This is a genomic window from Hymenobacter sp. YIM 151500-1 (assembly GCF_025979885.1).
Taxonomy (GTDB): Bacteria; Bacteroidota; Bacteroidia; order Cytophagales; family Hymenobacteraceae; genus Hymenobacter.
The window spans coordinates 4,348,440-4,368,961 of record NZ_CP110139.1 but is presented as its reverse complement, the minus strand read 5'-3'; the positions used below and the strand labels follow the sequence as shown (position 1 = coordinate 4,368,961).

General features: G+C 57.4%; 28 protein-coding genes and 1 pseudogene. 1 reads left to right on the top strand and 28 read right to left on the bottom strand.

Going from position 1 to position 20,522, the window contains the following annotated elements; translation table 11 throughout:
- Positions 1–21 precede the first annotated feature (21 nt).
- Positions 22–1,374: a RagB/SusD family nutrient uptake outer membrane protein gene (locus OIS53_RS18225; protein WP_264679998.1), complete on the top strand. Its 1,353-nt coding sequence runs from the start codon at positions 22–24 to the stop codon at positions 1,372–1,374.
- Positions 1,375–1,457: 83 nt separating this feature from the next.
- Here the strand turns inward: OIS53_RS18225 and OIS53_RS18220 are convergent, their stop codons facing one another.
- The 28 genes and pseudogenes from OIS53_RS18220 to rplV all read right to left on the bottom strand — a co-directional run bounded on the left by OIS53_RS18220 (position 1,458) and on the right by rplV (position 20,522).
- Positions 1,458–1,892, bottom strand: coding sequence for a hypothetical protein (locus OIS53_RS18220; RefSeq protein ID WP_264679997.1), 435 nt, complete (start codon positions 1,890–1,892; stop codon positions 1,458–1,460).
- Between the two features lie 167 nt (positions 1,893–2,059).
- A complete protein-coding gene (locus OIS53_RS18215) occupies positions 2,060–5,341 on the bottom strand; it encodes a CARDB domain-containing protein (RefSeq protein ID WP_264679996.1) in 3,282 nt (1,093 codons plus the stop codon).
- A gap of 107 nt (positions 5,342–5,448) precedes the next feature.
- Positions 5,449–5,760, bottom strand: a complete 312-nt coding sequence (locus tag OIS53_RS18210) for an FtsB family cell division protein (protein WP_264679995.1) — start codon at positions 5,758–5,760, stop codon at positions 5,449–5,451.
- A gap of 171 nt (positions 5,761–5,931) precedes the next feature.
- A complete protein-coding gene (gene eno / locus OIS53_RS18205; RefSeq protein ID WP_264679994.1) occupies positions 5,932–7,203 on the bottom strand; it encodes a phosphopyruvate hydratase in 1,272 nt (423 codons plus the stop codon).
- A gap of 401 nt (positions 7,204–7,604) precedes the next feature.
- On the bottom strand, positions 7,605–8,207 hold the full coding sequence (gene rplQ / locus OIS53_RS18200) for a 50S ribosomal protein L17 (RefSeq protein WP_264679993.1): 603 nt from the start codon (positions 8,205–8,207) through the stop codon (positions 7,605–7,607).
- A 213-nt stretch (positions 8,208–8,420) separates the two neighbouring features.
- Positions 8,421–9,410 (bottom strand): DNA-directed RNA polymerase subunit alpha, encoded by a 990-nt coding sequence (locus OIS53_RS18195; protein ID WP_264679992.1) that lies wholly within the window; start codon positions 9,408–9,410, stop codon positions 8,421–8,423.
- A 146-nt stretch (positions 9,411–9,556) separates the two neighbouring features.
- Entirely contained in the window at positions 9,557–10,162 is a 606-nt protein-coding gene (gene rpsD / locus OIS53_RS18190) for a 30S ribosomal protein S4 (protein WP_264679991.1), read from the bottom strand.
- 131 nt (positions 10,163–10,293) lie between these two features.
- Positions 10,294–10,686 carry a 30S ribosomal protein S11 gene (gene rpsK / locus OIS53_RS18185; protein ID WP_264679990.1) on the bottom strand — a complete coding sequence of 131 codons (393 nt, stop codon included), beginning with the start codon at positions 10,684–10,686 and terminating at the stop codon, positions 10,294–10,296.
- 161 nt (positions 10,687–10,847) lie between these two features.
- Positions 10,848–11,225, bottom strand: coding sequence for a 30S ribosomal protein S13 (gene rpsM, locus OIS53_RS18180; protein ID WP_264679989.1), 378 nt, complete (start codon positions 11,223–11,225; stop codon positions 10,848–10,850).
- A 112-nt stretch (positions 11,226–11,337) separates the two neighbouring features.
- Positions 11,338–11,454 (bottom strand): 50S ribosomal protein L36, encoded by a 117-nt coding sequence (gene rpmJ, locus OIS53_RS18175; RefSeq protein WP_071890035.1) that lies wholly within the window; start codon positions 11,452–11,454, stop codon positions 11,338–11,340.
- Between the two features lie 120 nt (positions 11,455–11,574).
- Positions 11,575–11,793 carry a translation initiation factor IF-1 gene (gene infA / locus OIS53_RS18170; protein WP_022822146.1) on the bottom strand — a complete coding sequence of 73 codons (219 nt, stop codon included), beginning with the start codon at positions 11,791–11,793 and terminating at the stop codon, positions 11,575–11,577.
- Positions 11,794–11,797: 4 nt separating this feature from the next.
- On the bottom strand, positions 11,798–12,589 hold the full coding sequence (map, locus tag OIS53_RS18165; protein WP_264679988.1) for a type I methionyl aminopeptidase: 792 nt from the start codon (positions 12,587–12,589) through the stop codon (positions 11,798–11,800).
- Positions 12,590–12,591: 2 nt separating this feature from the next.
- Positions 12,592–13,905, bottom strand: a complete 1,314-nt coding sequence (secY, locus tag OIS53_RS18160) for a preprotein translocase subunit SecY (RefSeq protein ID WP_264679987.1) — start codon at positions 13,903–13,905, stop codon at positions 12,592–12,594.
- 12 nt (positions 13,906–13,917) lie between these two features.
- Positions 13,918–14,361 (bottom strand): 50S ribosomal protein L15, encoded by a 444-nt coding sequence (rplO, locus tag OIS53_RS18155; RefSeq protein WP_264679986.1) that lies wholly within the window; start codon positions 14,359–14,361, stop codon positions 13,918–13,920.
- A 13-nt stretch (positions 14,362–14,374) separates the two neighbouring features.
- On the bottom strand, positions 14,375–14,554 hold the full coding sequence (rpmD, locus tag OIS53_RS18150; protein ID WP_264679985.1) for a 50S ribosomal protein L30: 180 nt from the start codon (positions 14,552–14,554) through the stop codon (positions 14,375–14,377).
- Between the two features lie 6 nt (positions 14,555–14,560).
- The gene (rpsE, locus tag OIS53_RS18145) at positions 14,561–15,169 is read right to left on the bottom strand and encodes a 30S ribosomal protein S5 (protein ID WP_264679984.1); all 609 of its coding nucleotides are present in this window, start codon (positions 15,167–15,169) and stop codon (positions 14,561–14,563) included.
- Positions 15,170–15,175: 6 nt separating this feature from the next.
- Positions 15,176–15,526: a 50S ribosomal protein L18 gene (gene rplR / locus OIS53_RS18140; RefSeq protein ID WP_264679983.1), complete on the bottom strand. Its 351-nt coding sequence runs from the start codon at positions 15,524–15,526 to the stop codon at positions 15,176–15,178.
- Positions 15,527–15,535: 9 nt separating this feature from the next.
- On the bottom strand, positions 15,536–16,090 hold the full coding sequence (rplF, locus tag OIS53_RS18135; RefSeq protein ID WP_264679982.1) for a 50S ribosomal protein L6: 555 nt from the start codon (positions 16,088–16,090) through the stop codon (positions 15,536–15,538).
- 19 nt (positions 16,091–16,109) lie between these two features.
- The gene (gene rpsH, locus OIS53_RS18130) at positions 16,110–16,508 is read right to left on the bottom strand and encodes a 30S ribosomal protein S8 (protein ID WP_264679981.1); all 399 of its coding nucleotides are present in this window, start codon (positions 16,506–16,508) and stop codon (positions 16,110–16,112) included.
- Positions 16,509–16,700: 192 nt separating this feature from the next.
- Positions 16,701–16,970 carry a 30S ribosomal protein S14 gene (gene rpsN / locus OIS53_RS18125; RefSeq protein ID WP_264679980.1) on the bottom strand — a complete coding sequence of 90 codons (270 nt, stop codon included), beginning with the start codon at positions 16,968–16,970 and terminating at the stop codon, positions 16,701–16,703.
- The gene (gene rplE / locus OIS53_RS18120) at positions 16,963–17,523 is read right to left on the bottom strand and encodes a 50S ribosomal protein L5 (protein WP_264679979.1); all 561 of its coding nucleotides are present in this window, start codon (positions 17,521–17,523) and stop codon (positions 16,963–16,965) included. The genes rpsN and rplE overlap by 8 nt, the downstream gene beginning before the upstream one ends.
- 29 nt (positions 17,524–17,552) lie before the next feature.
- Positions 17,553–17,801, bottom strand: a pseudogene (gene rplX / locus OIS53_RS18115) (50S ribosomal protein L24); the annotation flags it as partial.
- A 3-nt stretch (positions 17,802–17,804) separates the two neighbouring features.
- Positions 17,805–18,173: a 50S ribosomal protein L14 gene (gene rplN / locus OIS53_RS18110; RefSeq protein WP_110976717.1), complete on the bottom strand. Its 369-nt coding sequence runs from the start codon at positions 18,171–18,173 to the stop codon at positions 17,805–17,807.
- A gap of 1 nt (position 18,174) precedes the next feature.
- A complete protein-coding gene (gene rpsQ, locus OIS53_RS18105; RefSeq protein ID WP_264679977.1) occupies positions 18,175–18,468 on the bottom strand; it encodes a 30S ribosomal protein S17 in 294 nt (97 codons plus the stop codon).
- A gap of 2 nt (positions 18,469–18,470) precedes the next feature.
- Positions 18,471–18,683 carry a 50S ribosomal protein L29 gene (rpmC, locus tag OIS53_RS18100; RefSeq protein WP_264679976.1) on the bottom strand — a complete coding sequence of 71 codons (213 nt, stop codon included), beginning with the start codon at positions 18,681–18,683 and terminating at the stop codon, positions 18,471–18,473.
- Between the two features lie 4 nt (positions 18,684–18,687).
- Positions 18,688–19,113: a 50S ribosomal protein L16 gene (gene rplP, locus OIS53_RS18095; protein ID WP_264679975.1), complete on the bottom strand. Its 426-nt coding sequence runs from the start codon at positions 19,111–19,113 to the stop codon at positions 18,688–18,690.
- 39 nt (positions 19,114–19,152) lie between these two features.
- Positions 19,153–20,034, bottom strand: coding sequence for a 30S ribosomal protein S3 (rpsC, locus tag OIS53_RS18090; RefSeq protein ID WP_264679974.1), 882 nt, complete (start codon positions 20,032–20,034; stop codon positions 19,153–19,155).
- A 5-nt stretch (positions 20,035–20,039) separates the two neighbouring features.
- Complete coding sequence (gene rplV, locus OIS53_RS18085) at positions 20,040–20,522, bottom strand: 50S ribosomal protein L22 (RefSeq protein WP_264679973.1); 483 nt, start codon at positions 20,520–20,522, stop codon at positions 20,040–20,042.

Below are 20,522 nucleotides of genomic sequence, written 5' to 3'. Positions count from 1 at the left end.
ACGCTTTCGACAACCCAACATATGAAACGGTTTCCCTTCCCGCTGCGCCGCCTGCGCCACCTCCTGCTGCCGGGGCTACTGGCGCTGGCCGCCTGCGACCTGGACCTGCCCAACCCCAACGCCGCCGACGATGAGCAGGCCCTGACCACCCGCGAGGGACTATTCGGGGCCAGTGTGGGGTTGCGGCAGGTTTATTCCACGTCCACGCTGGAGCCCGTCATACTTACCACCGGTACCACCGCCCGCGAGGTGAAAGGCATTTCCACTTTCATCAACATTGTGGAGTTGGAAGCCGGCGGCACCGGCCTCACGCCCAACAACGGCAATACCTCGGCCCTGTTTGCCCGCTCCTACCGCGTGGCGGCAGCGGCCGAGCAAATCATTACTGCCGCACCCACCGTGCTGGCCTCCGATGCGGCGGCCCGTAGCGGCGTGCTGGCTCATGCGTATTTGTTTCGGGCTATGGCGCTGGGCGCCGTGGCCCAGGGCTTCGAGCAAGGCCCGGTGCAAGTCAGCTCCACAATTACTCCGCCCTTACAGCCCGTGCCCACGCCCGCGGCCTTTGTGCCGCGCCAGCAGCTACTGCAAGAGGCCGTGCGCCTGCTGGACCTGGCCAGCCAGGAGCTGGCGGCCACTCCGCCTTCGGCGGAATTCAACGCCCAGGTGCTGGGCGCCTCGTTCAACCTGCCCAACACCGTGCAGGCCTACCGGGCCCGCTTCAACTTGATGGCCGGCAATTACACCGCGGCTCTGGCTGCTGCCAACCAAGTAAATCTAGCTGTGCGCTCGGCCTTCACTTATTCGCCCCAGAATCCTAACCCTATCTTCCAGGCTGTGAGCGTTACCCGCAACTTTCTGCCGCGTGAGCGGCTGGGGCTGCCCGCGGCCCTAGTGGAAACCGACGACCGGCGCCTGGGCTTCTACCTCACCGGCCCCGTGGTGACCAGCGGCCCCGACCAGCTACGGACGCTGGCTGGCTTCTTCACCACCCAAACCAGTGACATTCCGGCCTACCTGCCCGACGAGATGCGCCTGATCCGGGCCGAGTGCAACCTGCGCGCCGCCACCCCCAACCTGACGGCCGCCCTGCAAGACATCAACGCCGTACGCACCCAAACCACCGGCGACCCGTGGCTGGTGCACGCTGGCCTGCCCGCCTACTCTGGCCCGCAAACCGTGGAGGCCCTGCTGCTGGAAGTGTACCGGCAGCGCTGCGCCGAGCTGTACCTGAGCGGCCTCCGCCTCGAAGATAGCCGCCGCTTCGGCCGCCCGGCGCCGCCCACTAGCTTCACCGAGCGCACCCGCAACTTCTACCCCTACCCCCAGCAAGAACGCGTCAACAACCCCAACACGCCCCCCGACCCAGCTATCTGAGGTAGTAAATAAGGAACGGTCATGCTTCGACTGCGCTCAGCATGACCGTTCCTGTACTCACCACCTCACTACTCACCATTTCACTATTTCACCACCCTAAAGCCTTGCACTTGCCGGGCGGTGGAGTCGCGGAAGGTAATGTCGAGCTGGAGGTGGGGCTGCTTTTGGAGGGTGTCGGCTTTGAACGTAAAGGCCACAAAGGGCTCTGGTTGTTCGCCTTCGCGCAGGCGGTAGCCGAACTTATAGAGGTCGATGGCTGGACCGTAGGTTTGTTGCCCGGCTTCCAAAGGCCGCGCAGCTTCCCGAAACTGCCGGGCCGACATCCGGGCGCGCACTTCCGGCGCCAGCGTAGCATAAGCTACTGGCCAGTCGCCGCGTAGCACAGCCAGCAGAAACTGCCGCGCCACCTGAATTTGAGAAGGCGGAGCTAACGGGGCCGCGGGCAACGGCGCGCTCAGCAACAGCCCCAACAGCACTACCTTGCCGCCCAGCGCCCGGAAGAAAGACATATTCTGCATGAGTGCTTAAAGATACGTACCAACTGGCCGCGCTAATGGAAGTTATACAGCCGTCGGTTTCTGTGGCATCGTCTTAACGCAGTACAGCGGTGGCAGGCTACTTTGCCTACCACCGCCGTGGGTTGCTCTGGTTGCCTTAATGGGCGTTCTACTCGCTCGAGTTGCCGCTACTCCACCACCACGCGGCGGGTGGCATTCAACCCCTCTCCCGTCAGGCGGAGCACGTAGATGCCGCGGCTCAGGCGCGTCGCATCGAAGGTAGCCGTAGACCGGCGGGGCCCAAGAGTCAACTGCTGCTGCGCCACCTCGCGGCCCAGCGCGTCGTAGAGGCGCAGGTCGGCGGCTTTGCCATTGCCGGCGCCGTCGAGCTGCACCGTAAGGTGCTGGCTGCCGGCCGTGGGGTTCGGGAAAACGCGCAGGGAAAGGCCAGCTAGCTGGTCGTCGTGGGTGCCTTGCACGATGGTGACGGCCAGGCTGCGGGCGGCCACGTTGTTGTTCTCGTTGCTTTCGGCCAAGTTTCCTACGTAGTCAGCCACAAACAGCACGTGGTAGTTGCCGGCCGGCGTAGTGGGCGGGATGATAAGCGTAGCCGCCTGCGCCTGCCAGAAGCCACTCGTCAACGAGCCCGCCTGGGAGTTGCCGAGCAGCACGTCGTCGGGGCTGAACACCGCATCCGTCGACAGGTAGTAGCCGGTGGCACTCTGCCCAGCGGCTACCGCGCCTTGGTTGAGCAACTCGCAGCTGGCCGTCACGATAGAGCCGCGCAGCGCCGTAGCCGTCGATAAGGTAGCCTGCCGGATAAGCAGGTCGGGCAGCGTGGTGCTTCCCGTCACGCACGACACCGTGGCCTGGAAGCCGTCGTAGGTCACGCTGCCATCCGAAACAAACTGCAGCGTCAGGGCTCCCGAGCCGTTGGAGGCCGTAACCACGCCGGGGTTGCGGGTGTAGCGGCCCAGAACGGGCGCAGCCGTGCTGGAGCCGTTGTAAATGATAAGCGCGTCGCAGCAGCTCTCCACTTCCAGCAGGCTAAAAATCAGCTGCACCTGGCTGCCGGGTGTGCCGGGATTGATGACGAGCGTGCCGCTGGCATAGTCGTCGTACTCGTCGGTGCCGGCGTGGTCGTACACGGTGGTACCGCAGGTGGTAATGGAAGCCGTACCCGAGAAGGGCACTACGGTACCATTAAAGGGCGCCGTCACGGTTAATGTCACGGAGGCCAAGTTGTTTGTTTCGTTGGTTTCTGCCACGGCATTCTGATAGTCGGCCACGAACAGCACGTAGTAGAGGCCCGGCGCGGTGCCCGCCGGCACCGTGAAGCTGGTGGTACGCTGGGAGGAAGTGCCGGCCGCCAGATAGCCCCCAAAGGCTCCGTTCAGCAGTACATCGTTGGTGCTAAGCGTGGCATCGGCGGAGAGATAAAAGCCCACGCTGCTGCTCGACGTGGCAATGTTGCCCTGGTTGTGCACCGTTACGTAGGCAGCCAGCTGAGCACCCGCGCCCACCGAGTTGCGGTACAGGCCCGGTTGACTTACGCTCAAATCGACGCCCGGCGCCACGAGGGTGAGGCTGGCACTGGCCGCGTTGTTGGCCTCGTTGGTTTCCGAAACCTGGTTCTGGTAGTCCACCACGCTAAACACGTAGTACGTGCCGGTGGCCAGACTAGCGGGGATGGTCAGGGTGCCGAAGCGGGTAGTGGAGCCGCCCCCGGCCAGACTGCCCCCGAACGTGCTGCCCACCAGAATATCATTGGCACTCAGCACATTGTCGGTGGACAGATAGTAGCCAACAGTGGAAGACGCAGCCGAGGAGTTGCCCAGGTTGTACACGTAGCTGCTCACCGAAACCGAAGCCCCGGCTACCGTGGTGGCGGGGTTCACAAACACCTGCTGCATCAGCAAGTCAACGCTGGGCGCCAGCACGGTCAGCGGCTGGCTGCGCACGTTGTTGGCCTCGTTGGTTTCGCCTACTGTGTTCTGATAGTCGGCCACGAACAGCACGTGGTAGCTGCCCGGTGCCACAGTGCCCGGCAGCGGAATCTGCGGATAAAGGCTGGCTCCCTGGTTGCCCAAAAGTTGTGGCACCGTTACCGCCGTCAGCAGCTGGTCGTTGGTGCTGAGCGTCGCGTCCGTCGACAGATAGATGCCCAGGCTACTGCTCTGGGCTGTGGTGTTACCCTGGTTCACAACGTACGCTGTGGAGCTAAGGGTTGCCCCCGCGGCTACGGTGCTTTGGTTGAGTTGGGCTTGCTGCACCACCAGGTCCAGGCTCGGCGGCGCCACCACGATGGGCACGGCCGCCGTGTTGTTGGCCTCGTTGCTTTCCTGAACGATGCTCTGGTAATCGGCCACAAACAGCACGTAGTAGCTGCCCGGCGCGGTGCCCGCCGGCACGTTGGTCGACACCGCGCGGTACTGGTTGTAGGTGGGCGTGAGCTGGCCCCCAAACACCGAGGTCAGCAGCTGGTCGTTGGCGTCGAGCACGGCATCGGCCGATAAGTAGAACCCGACGCTGCTGTTCTGCGCCGTAGCATTGCCCTGGTTGGCGACGTAGCAGGAAAGAGCCAGCACGTTGCCGGGAGCCGTGTTGGGCGTGGCCACACTGGCTTGCTGAATCAGCAAATCCACCATCGACGGCACCACATTGATGGAAATGCTGGCTACGTTGTTGGCCTCGTTGCTTTCGTTTACCACGTTTTGGTGGTCGGCCGCAAACAGCAGGTAGTAGCTGCCCGTGGGCGTGGCGGCGGGCAAGGTCAGGGAGCTGGCGCGGTAGGCCGACTGGTTGCTGGCCAGTGGCCCACCCGTAGAACTACCTAGCAGTTGGTCGTTCTGGCTCAGCGTTGCGTCCGTCGACAGGTAATAGCCCACGGTGCTGCTCTGCGCCAGTGTACCCGACAGGTTGTACACCGTGCAGTTTACGCTCAGCTGATTGCCGGCCACCACGGCCAGCGGCTGGGCCGAAGCTCCCTGAATAGCCAGGTCAGCCTGGGGCACGGTCGTGACGCAGGCAATGTCGGCGGCAAAGCCGCTCAGCTCCCACGAATTGTCGCTGGTGAAGCGTACGGTGAGGGCCCCGGCGCTATTGGTGGCGTACACCGTGCCGGGGTTCTGCGAGTCGTATATGCCAATCAGCGGCGCCGTAGCGTCCAGGCCGTCGTAGATGTACAGGTAGTCGTAGCCCTGCTCCAGGCTAAACAAGGTGAACTGGAGCCGGATTTTGTTGCCGGGCGTGGCGGGCGTGAGGGTTACGGAGCCGTTGGCATTGGGCGAGTACATGCCGTTGGGGCCGCCATTATCGTAGAGCACGCCGCCGCAGGTAGTGAAGGCCAGCGTCCCGGCAGCTGGCACCTGGTACGTTTGCGCGGCGGCCGGCACCGCCGCCCCCAGCCAGAGCAGCAGGCTAACCAGCAGGAAATACGTTCGTTTAAAACAGCAGTAGAGTTGGGTCATACGGTAAAATGTGGGGAGAGAAAAAGAGAATAAACAGCAATGCCAGTCTCAGCGCTTCGGAAAAGGCACGGACTGGCGGCAACTACAAAGCAGAATAAGCGGGGCGGCTACTGGCCTTCTTCCTGGTGGGGCACCAGAATAAACACGTCTTCACCGGGGCGTTTCATAATGTATTTCTCACGGGCAAACTTCTCCAGCAGCTCCGGGCTGCTCAGCAGCTCGGCCCGCTCTTTCTTCACCGTTTCGATATTGTCCAGGTAGTACGCTTGCTCGTCGCGCAGCTCCTGGTACTTCACGTACATGTCGTACTGCTTTATAAAGTCGTTGGCATCGAACAGAAACATCCAGACCAGAAAGGCCAGGCCGGTCAGAAAATAAAAACTGCGCAGAAAGCGGGGAAACCGGCTCAGAATATTCATACGAAACTGAAAATAGCGCCGCCGAAACGCCCGCGCGGCGGCACTCACAAATATCGTGCTTTCATTGAATAACCAGACTAAAAAAACAGCACCGCGGCCGGGCCGCGGTGCTGTTTTTTTAAGCTGCACGCCTATATCAGTGCAATCAACAGAATATGCCCAATCTGCGCTTTACATCTTGCGGCCGGGGAAGTAGGCCACTTCGCCCAGCTCTTCCTCAATGCGCAGCAGCTGGTTGTACTTGGCCATCCGGTCGGAGCGGGAGGCCGAGCCGGTCTTAATCTGGCCGGTGTTCAGGGCCACGGCCAGGTCGGCAATGGTGTTGTCCTCGGTTTCGCCCGAGCGGTGGCTCATAATGCTCTTGTAGCCGTGGCGGCGGCCCAGGTTGATGGCGTCGATGGTTTCGGTGAGCGTGCCAATCTGGTTTACCTTGATGAGAATGGCATTGGCCACCTGCTCGTCGATGCCGCGCTGCAAGCGGTTCACGTTGGTCACAAACAGGTCGTCGCCTACCAGCTGCACCTGCTTGCCTACGGTGTCAGTCAGGCTCTTCCAGCCAGCCCAGTCGTCCTCGTCCATGCCGTCCTCGATGCTGATGATGGGGTACTTCCGCACCCAGTCGGCCCAGTAGTTTACCATGTCCTGCGAGGTCAGCTTGTCGCCGGTGCTCTTCTTGAAGTGGTACACGCCGTCTTCATAAAACTCCGACACGGCCGCATCCATGGCAATCATTACGTCCTCGCCCGGCCGGTAGCCCGCAGTTTCAATGGCTTGCAGCACCACCTTGATGGCGTCTTCGTTGGAGCGAATGTTGGGTGCAAAGCCGCCTTCGTCGCCCACGTTGGTGCTCAGGCCCTGCTTTTTGAGCACGCTCTTGAGGTGGTGGAAGATTTCCGAGCCCCAGCGCATGGCCTCCGAGAAGCTGGCCGCGCCCACCGGCATAATCATGAACTCCTGGAAGTCGATGGAGTTGTCGGCGTGGGACCCGCCGTTCAGAATATTCATCATCGGCACCGGTAAGGTGGTGGCATTCACGCCGCCCACGTAGCGGTACAGCGGCATTCCTGCTTCCTGGGCTGCGGCGCGGGCAATGGCCAGCGAAGCCCCCAGGATGGCGTTGGCGCCCAGGTTGGCTTTGTTGGGCGTACCGTCCAGCTCCAGCATAATCTTGTCGAGCAGGCCCTGCTCAAACACCGAGAAGCCAATCAGCTCTTCGGCAATCTTGCTGTTCACGTTTTCCACCGCCTTCAGCACGCCCTTGCCCATATACTGGCTTTTGTCGTCGTCGCGCAGCTCCACGGCTTCGTGCTTGCCGGTGCTGGCGCCCGAGGGCACGGCGGCGCGGCCCACAGTGCCGTTTTCGGTGGTCACGTCCACTTCCACGGTGGGGTTGCCGCGGGAATCGAAAATCTGACGGGCGTGGATTTCGGTGATAATGCTCATGGAAAAGTAGGTTGGGTTGAAGATTGGTAGCTTCCGCGCACCCGCTGCCCCGGCGCTAGGCACTTTGGCAGCGAATCGAGGCGGCAAGGTACTCATTCAGGACTTTTACCCCACACATACCGCCCGCATTCCGTCACTCCGGTATCACACCCCGAAAACGCAGAACACCCCTCCTGCTTTCACCAGCACTACCCTACTCGTTAGCAGTTTCCAGAACGATGTAGAGACGCAAGATTTGCGTCTCGTCGTCCGCGCCGTCTGCTCGGTTGATGTTCCAGCCGTGCTGTTCGCAACGAGGAGACGCAAAATCTTGCGTCTCTACATCGTTCTGGAAGCTGCTATAACTGAAAAAGGACGCACCGGCTGGTGCGTCCTTTTAGCATTCCATAAAGCGGTTTCGCTTACGAAGCCGACTCGTCGCCTTTCACTTCGTCACGGGTTTCGCCTTCGCTCAGCGTATCCGTCGGAGTGTCTTCGGGAGCCGAAACTTCCGTAGTCGGAGCCGGAGCAGCTTCTGATGCAGCAGCTACTGGAGCAGCGGCCGCCGTACCTTCAGCAGCTTTCTTGCTGCCCCCGCTACGGCGCGAGCGGCGCGTGGTCGAAGCTTTGGCTTCGCCGCCGCTTTTGGCTTCCAGCAAGGTTTCGTTGAAGTCCACCAGCTCAATGATGCACATCTCGGCGTTGTCGCCCAAGCGGCTCTGGCTCAGCTTGATGATGCGGGTGTAGCCGCCGGGGCGCGTAGCCACGCGGGCCGCCACCGTGCCGAACAGCTCTTTCAGTACCTCCTTGTTGCCCAGCTCCGAGAACACCAGACGGCGCGAGTGCGTCGTATCGTTCTTCGATTTGGTCAGGAGGGGCTCCACAAACTTACGCAGCGCCTTGGCTTTGGCCACCGTCGTGGTGATACGCTTGTGCAGAATCAGCGACGAGGCCATGTTCGACAACATGGCGTTGCGGTGCGAGGCCGTGCGGCCCAGGTGGTTGATGGTTTTACCGTGACGCATAAAAAAGAGAAAAGGATGAGCTTGCGGACGACGACCACGGCGGAAAGTCAGCTACGGCGCTGCCTTCACATTAGAACCGCCGCCCCTCAGGGCTCACCGATTGAAAAATGTGAAAAATGTGGGCAAATGTACAGAATGTGAAAAATGTGGTGAAGTAGCCAGCTGTGCATTTCGCACATTATGCCACATTCACCACATTTCGCACATTCAAGACTATTCTTCGTCGAGCTTGTACTTGCTCAGGTCCATCCCGAAGGTCAGGCCTTTTTCCTCCACGAGGTTTTCCAGCTCGGTCAGCGACTTCTTACCGAAGTTGCGGAACTTCATCATATCGGCCATGTCCAGCTGCACCAGGTCGCCGAGGGTTTTGATGTCGGCGGCTTTCAGGCAGTTGTAGGCGCGCACGCTTAGGTCCATATCGGCCAGTGGAGTCTTCAGCACCTTGCGCATGTGCAGGGTTTCCTCGTCCACGGTTTCCTCTTCCTCAGCCTTGGCCGTTTCAAAGGTCATGGTGCTGTCCGAGAACAGCATGAAGTGCTGAATCAGAATGTTGGCGGCGCCTTTCAGCGCGTCCTCCGGGTGAATAGAGCCGTCGGTGTGGATTTCGATGAGCAACTTCTCGTAGTCGGTCTTCTGCTCCACACGGGTGTTTTCGATGCTGTACTTCACGTTTTTGATGGGCGTGAAGATGGCGTCGATGGCAATTTGCCCAAACACCTGGTCGGTGGGCTTATTTTCTTCGGCCGGCACGTAGCCGCGGCCTTTCTGAATCGTGAACTCAAACTCCAGCTCAGTGCCGGGGTCCACGTGGCAGATGACTAGCTCCGGGTTCAGCACCTGGAAGCCGCTCGTGAACTTGTTGATGTCGCCGGCCGAGAAAGTGTCCTGCCCTTTGATGCGCACCGTGATTTTGTCCTCAATGGCGTCGCTCACTTTCTTGAAGCGAACCTGCTTTAGGTTCAGGATGATTTCGGACATGTCCTCAATCACCCCTTCAATGGTCATGAACTCGTGCAGCACGCTGTTGGTGCGAACCGACGTGATGGCATAGCCCTCCAGCGACGACAGCAGGATGCGGCGCAGAGCGTTGCCGATCGTGACGCCGTAGCCTTTCTCCAGCGGTTTAAATTCAAACGTTCCGTAAAAGTCGTCGGATTTCTCCATTACCACTTTCTCCGGCATTTGAAAAGCTAAGATTGACATAAGTGGGGCGTTTTTTAGTATTGAGTAAAAGGTATCAGGTAGTAAGACGCTTCAATGGTCCTAATACCTAATACCCAATACCGTAAATCCTTTTAGTAAACATTCGAAGCAGAGAAACGGCCCGGACTGCCGGGCCGCTCTCCCTATTACTTCGAGTACAACTCGACAATGAGCTGCTCCGTGATTTTCTCCGGAATCAGGTCACGCGAGGGGGCAGCGATAAACTTGCCCGTCATTTCTTTGCCGTCCCATTCCAGCCACGAGAAAGCGCGGGCGTTGCGGGCGCTCAGGCTCGTGGTAATGGCTTCCAGCGACTTCGACTTCTCACGCACGGCTATAACGTCGCCGGCGCGGAGCTTGTACGAAGCAATGTTGACAATCTCCCCGTTTACGGTGATGTGCTTGTGCAGCACCAGCTGGCGGGCGGCGCGGCGCGTGGGGGCAATGCCCAGGCGGTACACCGTATTGTCGAGGCGCGATTCGAGTAGGGCCAGCAGGTTGTCGCCGGTGATACCGGGCATCGTGGCGGCCTTATGGAACAGGTTCTCGAACTGCTTTTCCAGCACGCCGTACATATACTTCACTTTCTGCTTTTCCATCAACTGGACAGCGTACTCGCTTTGCTTCTTACGACGGCCGCGGCCGTGCTGGCCGGGAGGATATGCTTTCTTGGTGAGTGCCTTGCTCGGGCCGAAAATCGGCTCATTGAAGCGACGGGCAATCTTGGTTTTAGGACCAGTATAACGTGCCATTTCGGAGTTGTTGAGGGTTGAGGGGGTTGAACCGCGTGTGTCGGCCTCTTGCGGCGCTCCTTGCAGGGGATACAGGGCGCCACCAGAACCCGACACCGGTAGCCCGCCTTGCGGCGAGCCTGCTCAGTAAATCAAACGCGACGACGTTTGGGAGGACGGCAGCCATTATGGGGCAGCGGCGTCACGTCCTTGATGGTCGTTACCTCAATACCCACGTTACCCAGCGTACGAATAGCCGACTCGCGGCCCGCGCCCGGACCTTTCACGAATACCTCGGCCTTGCGCAGACCCAGGTCGTGAGCCACTTTGCCGCAGTCGGTCATGGCCATCTGCGCGGCGTAGGGCGTATTCTTCTTGGAACCCCGGAACCCCATCTTACCAGCCGAAGCCCAGGAAATCACCTGGCCGTTGTTGTTGGTGATGGAGATAATGATGTTGTTGAACGAAGCCTTGATGTGAACTTGGCCTATCGGCTCAACAACGACAACGCGCTTTTTGGCTTTGTCTTTTCTCTTTTGTGCCATTTGGTTATCGCAAAAAACCGCGGAAGGTGTTAGGATTAATTAATAACTGACAATTAGTAATTAAGAATTCTGGTTTACGGTCTTTCCACATATTTCAGACTACCGGCCAATTCTTAATTACTAATTATCAATTATTAATTAATTCTGATTTCCGCTATGAATTATTTAGTAGCCTTCTTCTTGCCAGCAACAGTCTTGCGCTTGCCCTTGCGGGTACGCGAGTTGTTCTTGGTGCGCTGACCCCGAACCGGCAGACCTTTGCGGTGACGCAGACCCCGGTAACAACCGATGTCCATCAGACGCTTGATGTTCAGCTGCACTTCCGAGCGTAGCACACCTTCAGTCTTGTATTCGGCGGCAATTACGCCGCGGATTTCGCCGGCTTCGGCTTCCGTCCACTCCCGCACCTTCTTATTCAGGTCAACGCCTGCTTTAGCAAGAATCTGTTGGGCCGAGGCACGACCAATGCCGAAGATGTAGGTCAGCGCAATTTCGCCGCGCTTGTTGTCTGGGATATCTACCCCTGCAATACGAGCCATGTGTTGAATTTGGGTTTTTGGCGAGTTAGGGTCATGGGGACGTGGCTTCTTCAGGACTGTTTTCCTTTAAAAACCAAGTCCTCCAGGCCCTAAGTCCCCAACTTCCAGTTGACTACCCCTGCCGCTGCTTATAGCGGGGGTTCTTCTTGTTGATGACGTAAAGCTTGCCTTTACGGCGAATCACCTTACAGTCGACGCTGCGCTTCTTAACGGACGCTTTGACTTTCATGAGGTAAAGAAACTTAGGAGGCTTAGAGACTTGGGGTCTTAGGTGCGGAATCGAGGCCTGTTGCCTTTTAGCTGTCAGAACGTCAGCCAAGACCTAAGACCCCAAGTCCCTAGTGACCCTCTATTTGTAACGGTAAACGATTCGGCCTTTCGACAAGTCGTAAGGCGACATTTCCAGCTTCACCTTATCTCCCGGCAGAATCTTGATGTAGTGCATCCGCATCTTACCCGAGATGTGGGCAATCAGCTGGTGACCGTTCTCCAGCTCCACGCGGAACATGGCGTTGGAGAGGGCTTCCAGGATAACACCGTCCTGCTCAATGGAAGTTTGTTTGGCCATAAGGCTACTGTAGGGCTTTTTCTATGTATTCGAAGGAGGTAAGAATTTCCGCCTTTTCTTTGCGAACAACTACCGTGTGCTCAAAGTGCGCCGAGGGTTTCAGGTCCTTGGTCCGGATGGTCCAGCCATCCTTCTCTTGCACCACATCCTTTTTGCCTAAGTTCACCATGGGCTCAATGGCCAGTGTAAGACCGGTCTGTAACTTTAGGCCTGCGCCGCGCTTACCGTAATTAGGTACTTCCGGCCGCTCGTGCAGTTTCTTGCCGATGCCGTGGCCTACCAACTCGCGCACCACTCCGTATCCTTGTTTCTCAACATGGTTCTGAATGGCATAGCTGACGTCACCCATTCGGTTGCCCGCCACCGCTTGCTCGATGCCGAGGTAAAGCGACTTTTTGGTTTCTGCCAGCAATTTGAGCACCTCAGGCGCCACCTCCCCTACTGGGTAAGTGTAAGCACTATCGGAGTGGTAGCCATTCAGCAGCACTCCGCAATCTATTGACACGATGTCGCCGCTTTTCAAGGTATAGTCGCCCGGAAATCCGTGCACTACTACCGAGTTAGGCGAGATGCAGAGACTCCCCGGAAAATCGGGAAATCCTTTGCTAGACGCCGGTACTCCTTTGAAAGCGGGATGGGCACCATTGTCGCGAATAAACTCCTCCGCACGCTTATCTAGCTCACGGGTGGTGATTCCTTCCCGAATCATGCTGGCCACCTCACCGTGGGCTCGGGCCAACACTCGCGCACTGGCCCGCATCAATTCTATTTCTTCCTCGGTCTTGTAAAAAATCATCTTTACGAAGCGAGGGCAATATTTTGGGAGCGGCCCCGCACCTTGCCAGTCTTCATCATGCCGTCGTAATGCCGCATGAGCAGATAGCTCTTCACTTGATTCACTGTGTCCAGCACTACTCCCACCATGATGATGAGCGAAGTACCGCCATAGAACTGAGCAAAACCGGTAGTAACTCCCGCTACTTTAGCCAATGAGGGAAGAATGGCAATAATAGCCAAGGCCACAGCACCGGGCAGCGTAATGCGCGTCAACACTTCATCAATAAATTCCGACGTGTCCCGGCCTGGCTTCACTCCCGGAATAAATCCACCGCTCCGCTTCAAATCATCCGCAATCTGGTTGGGATTAACGCTGATAGCCGTGTAGAAGTAGGTGAAGATGATGATAAGCAGACCGAAGACAATGTTGTACACCAAATGGTCAGGCTGGAACCAAGTGCCGATCAGACCAGCAGTTTCACTGTCTTTATTCCAGGCCGATGCTGCAATGGCGGGCACAAACATCAATGATTGAGCGAAGATGATGGGCATTACGCCAGCAGCATTCACTTTCATCGGAATGTACTGCCGCTGCGAGCTAAGCTGCGCGGCACCACCTACCTGTTTGGCGTACTGCACCGGAATCTGACGAACCGCCTGCGTTAGGATAATCACAGCCATTACCACCAGGAACAGCACTACCAGCTCAATCAAAAAGATAAGCGAGCCACGCATGGTACGAGCTGCTGCTTCCCCAATGATAGCACCGGGTAGACGTGACACGATGCCAATCATAATCAGCATCGAAATACCGTTGCCAATCCCTTTATCAGTAATCTTTTCTCCCAGCCACATGCAAAACAGCGTACCCGCTGTCACGATAATGGCCGTCGAGACGGTAAAGAAAACCCCGGGATTGGTAATGGCTTCGGCGTTGATGGTTGCAATGAAGCCCACTGACTGCAGTGCTACAATCGGGATGGTGAGAATGCGCGTGTACTGGTTGATCTTCTTACGTCCCGACTCTCCCTCCTTTTGAAGCTTCTGAAAATAAGGAACGGCAATTGTGAGCAGTTGCAGCACAATAGAGGCCGAGATGTAGGGCATAATGCCCAGAGCGAAGATCGAGGCGTTGCTGAAAGCACCGCCAAGTAGCGTGTCCAGAATACCAAGCACACCACCTGCGCTGTCCTTTAGCCGCGTCGGATCAACTCCGGGCAGCACCACGTAAGAACCCAGCCGATAGATGGCAATGAAAAAAAGCGTATTGAAGATCCGCATCCGCAGATCTTCAATCGCAAAAATGTTCTTAATCGTGGTGATGAACTTGTTCATTGCCAGTCAGGCTTACAGCGTCACAGCTTTACCCCCAGCCTTCTCAATGGCCTCAACGGCCGACTTGGAGAAAGCATGAGCGTGTACTTCCAGCGCCTTGGTGATTTCACCGCGGCCTAGCACTTTAATCTTGGCATTCTTCGAAGCCAAACCAGCATTAACAAAGAAGGCGGCGTCTAGCGTCGTGGCGCCATTCTCGGTCAAGCTTGTCAGCACGTCGAGGTTAACAGCTTTGTATTCAATGCGGTTCGCATTCTTAAAGCCGAACTTCGGAACCCGGCGCTGCAGGGGCATTTGGCCACCTTCGAAGCCCGACTTCTTGGAGTAACCCGAACGGGACTTGGCACCTTTGTGGCCGCGCGTCGACGTGCCGCCGCGACCGGAACCTGTACCGCGACCTACACGCTTCACGTTGCGAGTAGAACCAACGGCCGGTTTGAGATTGCTGAGATTCATTTTCGGGAGATTCCTAGAGTTCGGTTACTTCCAACAGATGCTTTACGGCATTCACCATACCAGCAATCTGGGGGGTGTTTTCAACAGCTTTACTGCTGCCGATTTTGCCAAGGCCCAAGGCCTTCACAGTGCGCTTCTGCCGCTCGGGGCGGTCGATAACGCTCTTCACGAGTTTGATTTGGATCTGCGCCATCTGCTCTTAGCCGTTAAACACTTGCGAGAGGGTAATGCCGCGAGCCTGCGCAATCTGCATGGGGTCACGCATCTTCAGCAGCGCATCGAAGGTAGCCTTTACCACGTTGTGGGGGTTCGACGAGCCTTTCGACTTAGCCAGCACGTCTTTGATACCAGCACTTTCAAACACAGCGCGCATAGCACCGCCGGCAATTACGCCCGTACCAGCGGCGGCCGGCAGTACCAGCACGTAGCCACCCGAATACTTGCCTTCCATCACGTGGGGAACCGTGTGCTTATAGAGCGGCACTTTCACCAGGTTTTTCTTTGCGTCGTCAATGCCTTTGGCAATGGCGTCGGTCACCTCGTTGGCTTTGCCGAGGCCGTAGCCTACGGTACCGTTGCCGTCACCTACTACCACGATGGCCGAGAAGCTAAAGCGACGACCGCCTTTCACTACTTTGGCTACGCGGTTGATGGCAACCACCTTTTCTTTCAGGTCAGAGTCGCCGGTGCGGGACTGCTGCTCGTTGTTACGGTCGTTGTTGCCGCGACGGTCATTGCCACCACCTCGACGGTCGTTGCCGCCACGGTCATTGCCACCACCACGGTTGCCGGTGTTAAATTCTGCCATGATGATTTAGAAATTGAGGCCGCCTTCGCGGGCTCCTTCTGCCAATGATTTTACGCGGCCGTGGTAGAGGTAACCGGAACGGTCAAATACCACTTTCGAAATTCCTTTTTCCTGAGCACGGGTGGCAAGCTCTTTGCCGACTGCGGCAGCGAGGGCGACTCCGTTGCCCCCTTCCACCGAAACGTGCTTCGAGGAAGCAGACGCCAGCGTGTGACCTTTCGTGTCATCAATGATCTGGGCGTAGATGCCCGTGTTGCTACGAAAGACCGACAAGCGCGGACGCTCGGACGTGCCAGCGACCTTAGTGCGGATGATGCGCTGGATCCGTTTTCTTCTAGTTGCTTTATCGAAAGCCATGGTGTGATATTATTTCGAAGCCGTTTTACCAGCCTTACGACGAATCTGCTCGCCCACGAAGCGCACGCCCTTGCCTTTGTAAGGCTCAACTTTGCGCAACGAACGAATCTTGGCGGCTACTTGGCCCAGCAGCTGCTTGTCAATGCTGGTCAGCGTAACGATGGGGTTTTTACCTTTCTCGGTTACGGCGGTAGCCGTTACTTCCTTGGGCAGCGCCAGGAAGATGTTATGCGAGTAACCCAATGACAGTTCAAGCGTAGTACCGGCCATAGCGGCTTTGTAGCCTACCCCTACCAGTTCCAGCTTTTCTTCAAAGCCGTTGCTTACCCCATTCACCAAGTTGTTCAGCAAGGAACGGTACAGACCGTGCATAGCTTTGTGGCGCTTCTGCTCCGTAGGACGCGTAACTACCAGCTGACCGTCTTCTTTGGCCACCGTAATATCGCGGTCCACCGGTAGCGACAAGGTGCCTTTCGGGCCCTTTACCGTTACGGTGTTTTCGTTGCTCACTTCCACCTGCACGTTAGCGGGCAGGCTGATGGGCAGTTTACCAATGCGTGACATAGTCTCGTTTCTTTTCAGATTAGTAGACGTAGCACAGCACTTCGCCGCCCACGTTCTCGGCTTTCGCCTCTTTCTCCGTCATCACGCCTTTCGACGTCGATAGAATAGCAATGCCCAGGCCGCTCAGAACGCGCGGAAGATTTTCCACGTGAGCGTACTTGCGAAGACCCGGCGTGCTCACACGCTCCAGCTTCGTGATAGCAGACTTCTTGGTAGCCGGATTATACTTCAGCGCGATTTTAATCGTGCCCTGCACGGCGCCATCATCAAACCGGTAGCTCTGAATGTAGCCCTTCTTGTAGAGCACCTTCGTAATCTCCTTTTTGATGTTGCTGGCCGGAATTTCTACTACCCGGTGGCTAGCCTTAATGGCATTACGCACCCGGGTCAGGTAGTCGGCAATTGGATCTGTGTTCATTCGGATGTGAAAATGAAGCGCCCGTTTTTAGGGAGCCGCAAAGATATGAAAATTTCGCCGCCACGGAAAGAGGCGACGAAATTTTCGGTTAAGACTACTTGGCTCGGCTTTCGGGCTCGGCCAATGGTTTCTCTCGGCAACCTGCCAAATTCTATCCCAGTTGCAGCTGAGCTGCTCGGGAATACTTTCTGCTTACCAGCTGGACTTGGTCACGCCCGGGATTTTGCCGGCCAGTGCCATTTCGCGGAAACGCACGCGGCTGATGCCGAACTTGCGCATGTAGCCACGCGGACGGCCGTCAATCATGTCGCGGTTGTGCAGGCGCACGGGCGACGAGTTGCGGGGCAGCTTGTCCAGACCTTCCAGGTCACCGGCAGCTTTCAGAGCTTTACGCTTCTCGGCGTAACGGGCTACCAGAGCGATGCGCTTCCGCTCCCGAGCTTTGATGGATTCCTTAGCCATTGTTTTGTTTCTTGGCGTTAGCGAACGGCATACCGAAGGCGCGGAGCAGCTCATAGCTCTGCTCATCGTTTTCGGCGGTCGTTACGAAGGTGATGTCCATACCGGCAATCGACTTAATCTTGTCGATTGAGATTTCCGGGAAGATAATTTGTTCTTTGATGCCCAGCGTGTAGTTGCCGCGGCCATCGAAGCCTTTGTCGTTGATGCCTTTAAAGTCGCGGACGCGGGGCAGAGCCACGGTCAGCAGACGGTCCAGGAACTCGTACATCCGCTCACCACGCAGGGTAACGCGGGCTCCGATGGGCATACCTTCACGCAGCTTGAAGTTTGACACCGAACGTTTGGCAATGGTCGGCACAGCTTTCTGACCAGTGATGGTGGTCAGCTCGTCTACGCCGTTATCCACCAGCTTCTTGTCGGCTACTGCCGCTCCGATGCCGCGGTTGATGCAGATCTTAGTGATGCGCGGTACCTGCATGATGCTCTTGAACTGGAATTTCTCCTGGAGCGCCGGTACTACTTCTTTCTGATACTTGTCTTTCAGTCGAGCCATAGTCGTAGAGCGAATTAGGCGTTGGTCGATTCAACGCGCTTCACGTTGCTCACGTGAATCGGCGACTCGATCTTGGTGATGCCACCCTGAGGATTCTTCGCACTGGGTTTGTTGTGCTTAGTCACCAGGTTCAGGCCTTCCACGATAACACGCTGCGTCGAACGGTTCACCGATTTGATAACACCGGTCTTACCTTTCTCGTCGCCGGCAATCACCAGAACGGTGTCGCCGGTTTTCACGTGCAGCTTAACGGGCGCTTCTTTGGTTTTCGTTGCCATTGCTTAGAGAACTTCAGGAGCCAGCGAAACAATTTTCATGAACTGCTTCTCGCGCAGTTCGCGGGCCACGGGACCGAAGATGCGGGTGCCGCGGGGCTCATCGTTGTTATTGAGCAGCACGGCAGCGTTGTCATCGAAGCGAATGTAGGAACCGTCTTTGCGACGTACTTCCTTCTTCGTGCGCACCACTACTGCTTTCGATACAGCGCCCTTCTTGGCGTTACCGGAAGGAATAGCCGACTTGATGGCTACTACAATCTTGTCGCCTACGCTGGCGTATTTCTTGCCCGTGCCACCGAGGACACGGATGCAGAGAACTTCTTTGGCGCCGCTGTTATCAGCGACGGTCAGACGGGATTCTTGCTGTATCATCTTACTTGGCGCGTTCCAGAATTTCTACCAGTCTCCAGCGTTTCATTTTGCTTAGCGGGCGAGTGCTCATGATGCGCACCGTATCGCCTTCGCCGCATTCGTTGTTCTCGTCGTGGGCCATGAACTTGGTCGACTTGGTAACGAACTTACCGTAGATCGGGTGCTTGATTTTGCTTTCTACCACCACCGTGATGGATTTGTCCATCTTGCTGCTGGTAACGCGCCCGATAATTTCTTTCCGCAGGTTCCGCTCTGGGGCGGTGGTTGCCTGCTGCTGTTCTTCGTTGCTTGCCATCGTTAGTTAGCAGTGTTAAGAGCCTGCTCGTTCTCGCGACGCTTCAACTCGGTCAGCAGACGGGCGACAGTTTTGCGGGCTTGCTTCAGACGAGCGGGGTTTTCCAGAGGCGAGATGGCGTGCGCGAAGCGCAGGTTCTGGCCGGTGGATTGCTCGGTTTTGATTTGTTTCTTGAGGTCCTCCAGGGAGAGGGCGCGGATTTCGGCGTTCTTCATCTTCTTACTTGTTTTCTACGTAATCACGACGAACAACAAACGAGGTCCGCACCGGCAGCTTCTGGGCTGCTAGCCGCAGCGACTCCTGCGCCACCTCCAGCGACACCCCATCTGACTCGAACATGATGGTGCCGGGCTTCACAATAGCTACCCAATACTCAGGCGAGCCTTTACCCTTACCCATCCGTACTTCAGCGGGCTTCTTCGTGATAGGCTTATCAGGGAAGATGCGAATCCATACTTGACCTTCGCGTTTCATAGCGCGGGTCATGGCAATACGGGCAGCTTCAATCTGACGAGCCGTAATCCATGCTGTTTCCAGCGACTTGATAGCGAACGAACCGAAGTCAATGGAGCTGCCGCGGTGGGCTAAGCCATGCACGCGACCCTTTTGCATCTTGCGATACTTGGTCCTTTTCGGTTGTAACATGAGTTATCTTGAATTGAAATTCGAGAGAAAAGAAATGGACTAGCGACGCGGACCACCACCTTGGCCGCCGCGGTTCTGGCCACCTTGGCCACCACCCCGGCGCTGTCCGCCGCCACCCTGGCCACCGCGGTTGTCGCCGCCACGGCCTTCACCACCCCGGTCATTCCGGTCGCGGCGCGGGCCACGGTCACCGCCCCGGTCGCCACCACGCTCACCGCGCGGGCCACGGTCGTTCCGCTCACGGGTTTCGCCACCCTGGCCGCCGGCAGGCTGCTGGTTCGGCGAGAGGTCGGGCTTACCGAACACCTCACCGCGCATGATCCACACTTTAATACCGATTTTGCCATACACGGTCTGAGCTTCCGACAGGGCATAGTCAATGTCGGCGCGCAGGGTGTGCAGGGGCGTACGGCCTTCTTTGTACTGCTCGGAGCGAGCAATTTCAGCACCGCCCAAACGGCCACCGCACTGAATTTTGATGCCTTCGGCACCAACGCGTAGGGCGGCCTGGATAGCCATCTTCATGGCCCGGCGGAACGAGATACGAGCCTGTAGCTGCTGAGCAATACTTTCGCCTACCAGTTTAGCGTCGAGTTCCGGACGCTTAATCTCGAAGATGTTGATCTGAACGTCTTTACCGGTGATCTGCTTCAGCTCGTCCTTGATCTTATCAACTTCCTGACCACCTTTACCGATTACCACGCCCGGACGAGCCGTGTTGATGGTAATGGTAACACGCTTCAGTGTGCGCTCAATCACGATGCGGCTGATGCCACCCTTCGGGATACGAGCGTTGATATATTTGCGGATTTTTTCGTCCTCAACCAGCTTGTCGGCAAAGTCCTTGCCGCCGTACCAGTTCGAGTCCCATCCTTTGATGACGCCCAGACGGAAGCCAACCGGATTTACTTTCTGTCCCATAGTGCTTATGCGGTGGCTTCTGCCGTGGTTTCGTTGGATTTCTTAGCCGAGCTGCGACGAGTCCGTTTCGGAGCTTCGTTTACTACTTCGGCGGAGGGCTTGCTCTCGGCGGCCTGCTTGGCGGCAGCTTTGCTACCCAGCGGCTCTACTTTCGAGTCAATTACCAGCGTCACGTGGTTGCTGCGCTTGCGGATGCGGTGGCCACGGCCCTGGGGGGCGGGGCGCAGGCGCTTCAGCATACGGCCTTCGTCCACGAAAATCTCTTTGATGTAGAGGTTAGCGTCTTCGATACGCTCATCCTCGTTTTTCTGCTGCCAGTTGGCCAGGGCCGACAAGAGCAGCTTCTCGATTTTGGCGGCGCCCGAGTTAGCCTCGAATTTCAGCAGGCCCAGTGCACGGGTCACTTTCTGACCACGTACCAGGTTGGCCACCAGGCGCATCTTGCGCGGCGAGGTGGGCACGTTCCGGAGTTTAGCTACTGCTTCCAT